Genomic DNA, 9,811 nt, shown 5'->3' with positions numbered 1-9,811 from the left:
GGTTAGGGGAGGGTGTCGAGGTGGGGGGCCACCGTGCGGGCGAAGGTGTTGCCGTTGGTCACGTCCCAGTTGACCGACCAGGTCATCGCGCCACGGATGCCCGGGTAGGTGCGCGGCGGGCGGAAGCTGCCGCAGTTGGTGCCGCGGGCCAGGCAGTCCAGCGCCGCGTTGACCACGGCGGGTGCGACGATGCCGCCGCCAGCCGCGCCGGGGCCGGCCGGCAGGCCGAGGCCGACCTGGTCCGGGCGGAGCCCGGCCTCCAGTTGGATGCAGGCCAGCGCGACGATGAAGTTCACCGTCCCCTGGCTGTACGCGGCGTTGCGGTCGCAGCCGAGCATCGCCCCCGAGTTGTAGAACTGGGTGTTCACGACGGTGAGGATGTCCCTGATGTCGAGCGCCAGCTTGAAGTAGCTGCTCTCCGGGGACTGCATGTCGATGGTCTGCGGGGCCATCGCGATGATCAGCCCCGCGCCCACCCTGGCCCGCAGCGAGCGCAGCGCCTGGGCCATGTAGGTCGGGTTCAGCCCGTTCTCCAGGTCGATGTCGACCCCGTCGAAGCCGTACCGCTGGATCAGCGCGTGGACGCTGTCGCTGAATGCGGCGGCGGAGGCGGCGTCGTTGACCGCCACCCGGCCCGTCTCGCCGCCGACGGAGATGATCACCTTCTTGCCCCGGGACTGGAGGGCACGCACGTCGGCGGAGAAGTCGGCGTCGGTGTAGCCGCCGAGCGCGGTGGACAGGCCGGGGTCGACGGCGAAGGTGACCGCCCCGGGCGTGGCGGTGGCCTCGGCGAAGGCGACCGCGACGACGTCGTACTCGGCCGGCACGTCGCGCAGCCGCAGCTCGACCGCCGGGTTGTCGAAGTTGTGCCAGTACCCGGTGAGGAGGTGCTTCGGCAGGCCGGTGTTCGGCGGCGGGCTCGTCGGGGGCGGTGTGGTCGGGGGCGCGGTCGTCGGCGGCGCGGTGGTGGGCGGCGCGGTGGTGGGCGGCGCGGTGGTGGGGTTGGTGCCCCCGCCGCACGCCGTGCCGTTGAGCTGACAGTTGGTGGGCGCGCCCGGCCCGGAGCCGAGGAAGCCGAACGAGACCGAGGTGCCCGGGGCGATACGGCCGTTCCAGGACCGGTTGGTGAAGGTGTGCCGCTGGCCCGACGAGGTCAGCAGCGCGTCCCAGTAGCTGCCGACGGTGGTCCCGGCCGGCAGGTCGAAGGCGACGGTCCAGCCGTCGACCGTGGACCCGCCCCCGTTCGTGATCGTGTACTTCCCCTCCCAGCCCGATCCCCAGTCGGCCGTCTTGACGAAGCTGGCGGTCACCCCGGCGGCGAACGCGGGCATCGCCACCCACACCGCGCCGAGCGCCGCGACCACGGCTGTGACCAGCGAGAACACCAGAGATCTGGATCGTTTCACGACACCCTCCACACCCGGACGCCATCCATCGGCATCGACATTGACGCCTATTATTAGGAGTGTTAACTGTTTCTGTCCAGAGCCGGGCGGGAGGCAGCGCGGGACAGGAGCCCGCCGGGCGGGAGGCGACCAGAACCCGCCGGGCGGGAGGCGGGGCCCCCGGCGGCGGCCGGGGGCTCCGCACGGCTCAGCGGCGGAAGGTGAACCAGTTGACGTTGACGAAGTCGGCGGGCTGTCCACTGGTGAAGGTCAGGTAGACGGTCCGGCGGCCGGTCGGGCCGGCGACGTTGCCGGGGACCGAACGCCAGCTCTGCCAGCCGCCGGTGTTCCCGATCGCGAAGCTGCCGATCGGCGGGCTGGTCGGGCTGTCCAGCCGGACCTCCACCAGCCCGCTGACCCCGCCCGCCGCGCCGGAGGCGACGCGGGCGACGAAGTCGCGCGGCGGGGTGGCCCCGAACTCGACGTTGTCGAACCGCACCCAGTCGCCGTTGCGCAGCGCGCCGATGTTCTGCCCGCCTTCGGCGCACGCCTCGACGAGTACCCCGTTCTGCGCGTTGAACGATTCCGCCTGGATGGTCGCGTACGCGTCCCGCACCCCGCCGGGCGGCGGGGTCGTCGGCGGCGGGGTCGTCGGCGGCGCGGTGCCGCCACCGCGGCTGTACACCGCCACGTAGTCGACCAGCATCGGGCGGCCGGGGACGGTGGCGGCGGTCGGCGTGGCGCCACCGGCCACCCCGTTCGGGAAGGCCCCGCCCATCGCCACGTTGAGCAGCAGGAAGTAGCCGGCATGGTTGGTCATCTGCGACCAGTACGGCTCACCGACCCGGGTCTGGCTCACGCTGTGGTAGAGCTGCCCGTCGACGTACCAGCGCAACTGCTGCGGGCTGGCCGAGGCGTCCCACTCGAACCGGTAGGTGTGGAAGGCCGACTGGCAGGTGCTGCCGGGGCAGGCCCGGGACGCGCCGATGCCGTTGAACTCGTCGCACGGCCCACCCGGGGCCACTCCGCAGTGCAGCACGCCCCAGACCGAGTTGAGGCCGTTGACGTTCTCCATGACGTCGAACTCGCCGATGCCGGGCCAGTTCTGGTAGTTGCCCCGGTAGGGCGAGCCGAGCGCCCAGAACGCCGGCCAGTAGCCGGCCGCCTGGGCCCCGGTGACGTTGGGCATCTGGATCCGGCCCTCGATGGCCAGCACGCCGCCGGTCGGGGGCTTGAAGTTGCTGCGCACCGTCTCGATCCGGGCCGAGGTCCAGCCGCCCGAGGCGTCGCGCAACGGGGTGATCCGCAGGTTGCCGCCGCCGTCGTGGCTGACGTTGGCCGTGCTGTTGGTGTAGGTCTGGATCTCCCCGGTGCCCCAGTTCGGCGGGCCGCCGGGATAGCTGGTGCCGGTGTCGATGATCCAGTTGGCGGCGGACGGCAGCGTGCCGGCCGCACCGGTGAAGTCGTCGCTCCACACGAGACTCCAGCCGGGCGCGGGTGCCGGGACCGCCGCGTTGGCGGTCACCGTCATCGCGGTCAGGCCGGTCGTGGCGGCGGTGAGGAGGGCCAACGCCAGGGTCAACCGGCGTCGCGGGGGCGGGGCGGCGGGCGCCGCCGGGGCAGGTGTCATGTGACGTGCCTCTCTGCGGGGGACGGTCGAGAGAGCGCTCTCTTCCGAGTTCTACGTGCCGGCTCCGCAGATGTCAACGCCCATCGATGTCCGCCGGCGCGGGGCGCGGGCGGCGCAGCACCGCCTGCTCCGCCCCCGACCAGGCGGTGGTGGTGACCAGGTAGATCACCGCGGCGAGCGGCAGCACCAGCGCCACCAGCACCGTCGTGTACGGCAGCAGCGGCAGCAGCCGGCCGAGCACGGCCGCGCCGGGCCCCTGGGTCGGCGTACCGGCCACCGTGCCGGTCGCCTCCGCCGCGCGCCGCATCCGCCGCGACGTCCACCAGGCGAGCGCGAGCAGGGCCGCCAGCAGGACGCCGAACAGCGGCAGCGCGCCGCCGCCCCACCCGTCGCCGAGGTGGTGGCCCAGTGGCACGCCGGCCAGCCGCTCGTCGAGCAGCCCGGTGCCGCCCTCGGCGGTGGTGAAGAGCCGGTACATCACCAGCAGGACCGGGGCCTGGAGCAGCAGCGGCAGGCAGCCGGACACCGGGCTGGCGCCGTTGGCCCGGTAGAGCGCGAACAACTCGCCCTGCAACCGGGCCGGGTCGTCCGCGTACCGCCGCTGGAGTTCGCGGACCTCGGGGGCGAGCGCCGCGCGGCGCCGCTCCCCGCGGACCTGCGCGAGGGTGAGCGGCGAGATCAGCAACCGGACGACGACGGTGAGGACGACGATGGCGGCGGCCGTGGCCGCGTCGCCGGCCAGCGGTTCGAGCAGGGTGGTGAACCAGCCGAGCGCGCGGCCGGCGGCGCCGACGGCGTCGTGCAGAGGTGCGAAGGCGAGCATGGGTGACCCCTCGGTCCGATTCCGGGTGCCGGTCCGGCGGGCGGGTGAGTCGCCGGACGGGCGGATGGCGGCGGAATCGGCCGCGCGGCGGTGCTACGCGGCCGAGGGGTGCGGCCCGGGTGCGCGGGGACGGGGACGCCCGGCGGCGTCCGGGTCGGCCTGCCGGGGCATCCGGCGACGCCGGGCCCGGGCGCGCAGGGCGGCGGCGCGAGCCGCCCGGGGCGCGTCGACGACGCCGGCCGCGTGCGCCGCGAGCGCGACGGCGAGCAGCGCCACGGCGGCGAGCGCGGCCCCGGCGAACAGGCCGGCCGGGCGGTCGGCGAGCAGCGTCAGGTGGGCGAAGGCGTACGCCCACGCCCCCAGCACGATCCCCAGCAACCCCGGCACGCCGACCAGCCTAGGACCCGTTGTCACGCCGCCCGGCCCGTTCGCGCGACAACCACCTCCGCACCCACCCTGAGCTGCGCTTATACGACAGTTCCGGGGTGGACGGAGGCGCGGCGGCAGTGGTACGACTTGGTGCGTCGGCAGCCAACGTCGGCGTGTCGTCCTTTTCGGTCGGCGGTGACCTCCCGCGTCGTCGGACGCCGCGCCGACCCGGGCGGTGGGAGCGTGCCCTCCCGGTACACCGTCGGCGCCGGGCGCCCGCCTCGGCCGACGGGCCGCCTCGACGAGGTGGCGGGCCATCGTAAGGAGCCGCCGTGCCCCACAACCGAATCCGCTCCAGGCACCAGCCCTTCGAGATCGCCATCATGGCGACCGCCCCGGTGTGCGGGGTACTCCTGATCATCCTCGACGTCCGCCCGCAGTCGGTGGAGATGGCGATGCCGGGACCCATCCAGGTGGGGTGGGAGTCGGGCCTCATCGTCGCCGGGGTCGCCGGGCTGCTCGGCGTCGTCTGGCCGGGCCGGCTCTCCACCGGCCTCGGGATCGAGCTCGCGTCGGTGCTCATGCTCGGCACGATCACCGGCATGTACGCCGTCGCCCTGATGGTGATCGCCGGCCCGCAGGGGGTCGCCGCGACGTCGTTCGTCTTCGCGGTGGCCGTCGGCTCGGGCTGGCGCGCCGTCCAGATCACGCTCGACCTGCGCCGGCTCACCCGGGCCGGCCAGGTCGGCCAGCTCGCCGGGATGGCCGTCGGCGGCACGTTCTCCCCCGGAGGCGGGACGTGAACACCTCGGCACCGTCCGCCCCGCACTGGGTGCAGGTCCTGCTCTCCGTCCTCGGCGTGCTCGGGGGCACCGGCGGTCTCGCCGTCATCGCCACCGTCATCGTGCAGCGGGGCAAGTTCAAGGCGGACGCCGCCGACACCCTCACCGACGCCGCCCTCACGCTGGTGCAGCCGCTACGCACCCGGGTCGCCGAGCTGGAGGAGGCCGCGCTGGTCACCCGGGCGCAGTTGGACTCGGCCCGCGAGCAGGAACGGCAGCTGCGGGCCACGGTCTGGGACCTGCGCCGGACGCTGGACCGGTGGCGGGAGGCGATCCTGGCCCCGGACGCCACGCTGCGCCGCGTCCGCGCCCTGGTGCAGACCGGCGAGGACCGCCGACCGCGCTGACCCCGAACCGCGCGGGCCGGCCCCGCGAGCCGGGCCGTGGATTCCGGCCGCCTCGCGAGCCGAGCGTGGATCCCGCCCGCCTCGCGAACCGGTGCGCAAGGTCGCGGGGCGGGCGCGGGGTTCCGGGGCGCAAGGTCCCGCCGCCTCGCGAGCCGGCGCGCGACGGACGACACGCCGGGCCGCGTTTCCCCGCCTCGGCACGGTGGGTAACCACTGATCGACCCGTTGCGGACGGACCGCAACCGGGCGCGGACGGACGGTGATGGCGATGGCGGGCCAGGTGGCGGAGGCTCCGAGCGGCACGGCCGAGGGGACCGACCTGCTCACGGTGGGTGTCGAGGAGGAGTTCCTGCTCGTCGACCCGCACACCGGAGCCGCGGTGCCCGCCGTCGACCTCGTCATGGAGCAGGTGCCGCCCGAGCTGCGCGGTCAGGTGGAGCGGGAGTTCCAGACCAGCCAGATCGAGATCGGCAGCCCGCCCGGCCTGGAGCTCTCCTCGATCCGGCACTCCCTCGGCGTGCTGCGGGCCGCGCTCGCCGACGCGGCCGAGCGGGCCGGCGTACGGCTGCTCGCCATCGGCACCGGGCCGGTCGACGGCCCGGTCCCCCCGGTGGTCGACAAGCCCCGATTCGACCGGATGATCGAACGGTTCCGCCTGCTGGTTCCCGGCCCGGGCAACAACGGCATGCACGTGCACGTCGGAGTGCCCGACCCGGAGACCGGGGCGCAGGTGCTCAACCACGTCCGGCCCTGGCTGCCGGTGCTGCACGCGGTCACCACCAACTCCCCCTTCGCCAGGGGCGAGGACACCGGGTACGCGAGCTGGCGGTCGGTGGAGTGGGAGCGCTGGCCGTCGGTGGCACCCACGCCGTACCTGGAGTCGCACGAGCACTACGAACGGCTCATCGGGCAGCTCATCGCCAGCGGGATGATGCTCGACGAGGGGATGCTCTACTGGTACGCCCGCCTGTCGGCCAAGTACCCGACGGTGGAGATCCGGATCGGCGACGTCTGCCCGTCCGTGGACGACGCGGTGCTCGTCGCCGCCCTGGTCCGGGGCATGGTGGCGACCGCGCTGGACGACATGGCCGCCGGCCGGCCCGCCCTGCGCACCGACCACCACCTGCTGGTCGCCGCGCACTGGCGGGCGGCCCACGACGGGCTGGAGGGCGACGGCGTCGACCTGACCGACGGCGAGCTGCGCCCGGCCTGGGAGCTGTTCGACCAGCTCGTCGAGCGGCTGCGCCCGGCGCTGGAGCGCCACGGCGACCTGGACGAGGTGACCGACCTCGTCGCGGGGCTGCGCCGGCACGGCACCGGGGCGGCCCGGCAGCGGGCGGTCTTCGCGCGCACCGGCAGCCTCGTGGACGTGGTGGAGGACGTCGCGCGGCAGACCCGCGGCGCGAGCCGCTCGTGACAGGATGGTGCCCGTGGCGCAACGGCTGATCGTCATCGGTGGGGACGCCGCGGGGATGGCGGCGGCGTCCCAGGCGCGACGCCGCCGGGACCGCGGCGACCTGGAGATCGTCGCCTTCGAGCGGGGGCACTTCACCTCGTACTCGGCGTGTGGCATCCCGTACTGGATCAGCGGGCTGGTGCCCGACCGGGACCAGTTGATCGCCCGCGACCCGGAGACCTTCCGGGAGAAGTTCGACATCGACGTCCGGCTCCGGCACGAGGTGACCGCCATCGACCTCGACCGGCGCGAGGTCCGCGCGCGGGACCTCGACGGCGGCGGCGAGGTCCGGGAGCGCTTCGACACCCTGATGTACGCCACCGGGTCGGTGCCCAAGAAGCCCGGCTGGGCGGAGACCGACGCCGGCGGGGTCTTCGGGATGCAGACCCTCGACGACGGCGCCGCGCTGCGCGACTGGCTGGAGTCCGAGCCCCGGCCGCGCCGGGCGGTGGTGATCGGCGGCGGCTACATCGGCGTGGAGATGGCCGAGGCGCTGATCCAGCGCGGGCTCACCGTCACCCTGGTCGAGCAGGCCGAACAGCCGATGGCCACCGTGGACCCGGACATGGCCGCGCTCGTCACGGACGCGATGCGGGGCATCGGCATCACCATCCGCACCGGCCTCGGAGTGACCGGCCTGGAGGAGACCGGCGGCCGGGTGTCCGCGGTGGTCACCGCCGAGGGGCCCATCCCCGCCGACGTGGTCGTCCTCGGTCTGGGCGTACGCCCCAACACCGCGCTCGCGGAGGCCGCCGGCCTGCCGCTGGGCACCACGGGCGGGATCCGGGTGGACCGCCGGATGCGGGTGCAGGGCGTGCCGGACGTCTGGGCCGCCGGCGACTGCGTGGAGACCGTGCACCGGGTCACCGGGCTGCCGGTGCACGTGCCGCTGGGCACTCACGCCAACAAGCAGGGCCGGGTCGCCGGCATCAACATCGGCGGCGGGTACGCCACCTTCGCCGGGGTGATCGGCACCGCCGTCACCAAGGTCTGCGAGCTGGAGGTCGGGCGCACCGGGCTGCGCGAGAAGGACGCCGCGGCGGCGGGGTTCGAGTTCGTCTCGGTGATCGCCGAGTCCACCAACCGCGCCGGCTACTACCCGGGCGCCCGGTCCATGACGGTGAAGCTGATCGCGGAGAAGCCCAGCGGGCGGCTGCTCGGGGCGCAGATCGTCGGCTGGTCCGAGGCCGCCAAGCGGATCGACACCCTCGCGGTGGCGCTGTGGAACGGCATGACGGTGGACGACATGACCGCACTCGACCTGGGCTACGCCCCGCCGTACGCCCCGGTCTGGGACCCGGTGCTGATCGCCGCCCGCAAGGCCGTCGACGCCCTGGCCGCCGTCGACCGCTGAGGGAGGGGCCCCTGCGCACAGCCCGGGTGGGCGTTGTCGGGGGTGGCGGTTAGCGTGTGCCCGCTGTCGCCGCGCCGGCCACGTCGGGCCGGTCGCTGACCCCCTCGGAGGCCCCCATGTCGCAGGAGACGACCTACCTCGAACTGTCCGAAGCGGACGGTGCGCACAAGTTCTACGAGGTCGTCGTCGACGACGCCGCGCTGACCGTCCGCTACGGCCGGATCGGCGACCAGGGCCAGGTCAAGACCACGGCCTACCCCGACAACGCCAAGGCCCGCGCGGCGGCGGCGAAGAAGATCGGCGAGAAGGTCCGCAAGGGGTACGCCCCGGCCGTGCGCGGCGTGCGGCAGAAGCGCGCCGTCTCCCGGCGGCAGATCGTCAGCACCCGCTCCACCGCCCGCACCGCCCCGGTGCTCTGGCGCTACGACTCGGGCGCCCCGGCCTTCGGCATCTTCGTCGACGGGCAGAGCTGCATGGTCGGCAACGAGCGCGGGGTCATCACCACGCTCGGCCACGACGCCCGGGTGCTCAACCAGGTCCGCCTCCCCGAGGGGGTGAAGTGCATCGTCGCCGACGACGCCTGGATCTACGCGGGCTGCGACGACGGCAACGTCTACGACCTGTCCGGCAAGGTGCCCCGGGTGGCGTACGAGATCGCGCCGGAGATCGACATCTACTGGCTGGACATCCACGACGGGGTGCTGGGCGTCTCCGACGCGGGCGGCGGCATCGTCGCCGTCGACCACGAGGACGAGTTCCTCTGGCGCCGGCAGGGTCGCGGCCGGTCGGCGTGGATGGTGCGCTGCGACGCCGACGCGCTCTACCACGGCCACTCGCAGGGCGTGACCGGCTACGACTGGCGGACGGGTCAGGAGCTGTGGCACACCCGCACCGGCTCGGTGCTCTTCGGCTGGCAGGAGCCCGGCGCGGTGTTCGCGGGCACCGGCACCCGGGAGGTGGTGCGGTTGGCGAAGGACGGCCGCACCGAGCGCACCTACCGGTGCGACGCCCCGGTCTTCTCCTGCGCCACGGCCGAGGGCGGCCGCTACGTCTTCGCCGGCGACAGCCAGTCCTCGATCTACTGCTTCGACGCGGCGGGCAACCGACTGTGGAAGCTCGGCACCGGCTGCGGCTCGGCCTACTCGATGCAGTACCACGAGGAGCGGCTCTACGTCGTCACCACCGGCGGCCACCTGGCCTGCATCGACGCCAGCGAGCCGGCGATCCGGGCGGCCGAGGCCGGCAGCGTGCCGGAGGTCGTCGACGTCAAGGCGCCGCCCCGGATGCCGGAGCCGGCGGCGTGGACGACGGTCGAGGTGACCAGCGACGTCGACGGCGGCGTGGTCGTGCAGTGCGTCGAGGACCGGGGCCGGCTGCGGGTGCACGTCGTCTCCCCCGGCTACCACCGGGACTGGTCCGTGCAGTTCCCCAAGGGCATCCGCGAGCCGGGCGCGCGCTACCTGGTCACCCAGGTCCGCGAGTCCGGCCGGGGCGGCTTCTACCGCGCCCACGGCGACATCCGCCGCCTCCGCTGACCGCTCCCCCTCCCCACCGCACCCACCCCCGCCCCCGCGCCCGCTCGCGATCCGGCCCGGTGATCAAGAG

General features: G+C 74.2%; 9 protein-coding genes. 5 read left to right on the top strand and 4 right to left on the bottom strand.

Annotated features, from left to right (window positions below; all coding sequences use genetic code 11):
- Positions 1–2: 2 nt before the first annotated feature.
- From ACSNN9_RS26200 to ACSNN9_RS26185, 4 genes are all read right to left on the bottom strand, one after another.
- Positions 3–1,406, bottom strand: a complete 1,404-nt coding sequence (locus ACSNN9_RS26200) for a chitinase (RefSeq protein WP_436675879.1) — start codon at positions 1,404–1,406, stop codon at positions 3–5.
- 187 nt (positions 1,407–1,593) lie between these two features.
- On the bottom strand, positions 1,594–3,015 hold the full coding sequence (locus tag ACSNN9_RS26195; RefSeq protein ID WP_436675878.1) for a carbohydrate-binding protein: 1,422 nt from the start codon (positions 3,013–3,015) through the stop codon (positions 1,594–1,596).
- Positions 3,016–3,088: 73 nt separating this feature from the next.
- The gene (locus tag ACSNN9_RS26190; protein ID WP_436675876.1) at positions 3,089–3,838 is read right to left on the bottom strand and encodes a YidC/Oxa1 family membrane protein insertase; all 750 of its coding nucleotides are present in this window, start codon (positions 3,836–3,838) and stop codon (positions 3,089–3,091) included.
- Between the two features lie 93 nt (positions 3,839–3,931).
- A complete protein-coding gene (locus tag ACSNN9_RS26185) occupies positions 3,932–4,225 on the bottom strand; it encodes a DUF6412 domain-containing protein (protein ID WP_436675874.1) in 294 nt (97 codons plus the stop codon).
- A gap of 314 nt (positions 4,226–4,539) precedes the next feature.
- Between ACSNN9_RS26185 and ACSNN9_RS26180 the strand changes: the two genes are divergently transcribed.
- From ACSNN9_RS26180 to ACSNN9_RS26160, 5 genes are all read left to right on the top strand, one after another.
- Entirely contained in the window at positions 4,540–5,010 is a 471-nt protein-coding gene (locus tag ACSNN9_RS26180; protein ID WP_436675873.1) for a hypothetical protein, read from the top strand.
- A 38-nt stretch (positions 5,011–5,048) separates the two neighbouring features.
- Positions 5,049–5,396 (top strand): hypothetical protein, encoded by a 348-nt coding sequence (locus ACSNN9_RS26175; protein ID WP_436675880.1) that lies wholly within the window; start codon positions 5,049–5,051, stop codon positions 5,394–5,396.
- A 268-nt stretch (positions 5,397–5,664) separates the two neighbouring features.
- Entirely contained in the window at positions 5,665–6,813 is a 1,149-nt protein-coding gene (locus ACSNN9_RS26170; protein ID WP_436675872.1) for a carboxylate-amine ligase, read from the top strand.
- A gap of 13 nt (positions 6,814–6,826) precedes the next feature.
- Positions 6,827–8,206 (top strand): FAD-dependent oxidoreductase, encoded by a 1,380-nt coding sequence (locus ACSNN9_RS26165; protein WP_436675870.1) that lies wholly within the window; start codon positions 6,827–6,829, stop codon positions 8,204–8,206.
- Positions 8,207–8,322: 116 nt separating this feature from the next.
- On the top strand, positions 8,323–9,741 hold the full coding sequence (locus ACSNN9_RS26160; protein ID WP_436675869.1) for a WGR domain-containing protein: 1,419 nt from the start codon (positions 8,323–8,325) through the stop codon (positions 9,739–9,741).
- Positions 9,742–9,811: the final 70 nt, after the last annotated feature.

Origin of the sequence: Micromonospora sp. URMC 107 (assembly GCF_051386315.1) — a bacterium.
Classification (GTDB): domain Bacteria; phylum Actinomycetota; class Actinomycetes; order Mycobacteriales; family Micromonosporaceae; genus Micromonospora.
This window is presented reverse-complemented; position numbering and strand designations above follow the sequence as displayed.

Bases quoted from the DNA above. Each gene is read 5' to 3' on its own strand.
- ACSNN9_RS26195 (WP_436675878.1), bottom strand. From the start codon at position 3,015: ATGACACCTGCCCCGGCGGCGCCCGCCGCCCCGCCCCCGCGACGCCGG.
- ACSNN9_RS26190 (WP_436675876.1), bottom strand. From the start codon at position 3,838: ATGCTCGCCTTCGCACCTCTGCACGACGCCGTCGGCGCCGCCGGCCGC.
- ACSNN9_RS26170 (WP_436675872.1), top strand. From the start codon at position 5,665: ATGGCGGGCCAGGTGGCGGAGGCTCCGAGCGGCACGGCCGAGGGGACC.
- ACSNN9_RS26160 (WP_436675869.1), top strand. From the start codon at position 8,323: ATGTCGCAGGAGACGACCTACCTCGAACTGTCCGAAGCGGACGGTGCG.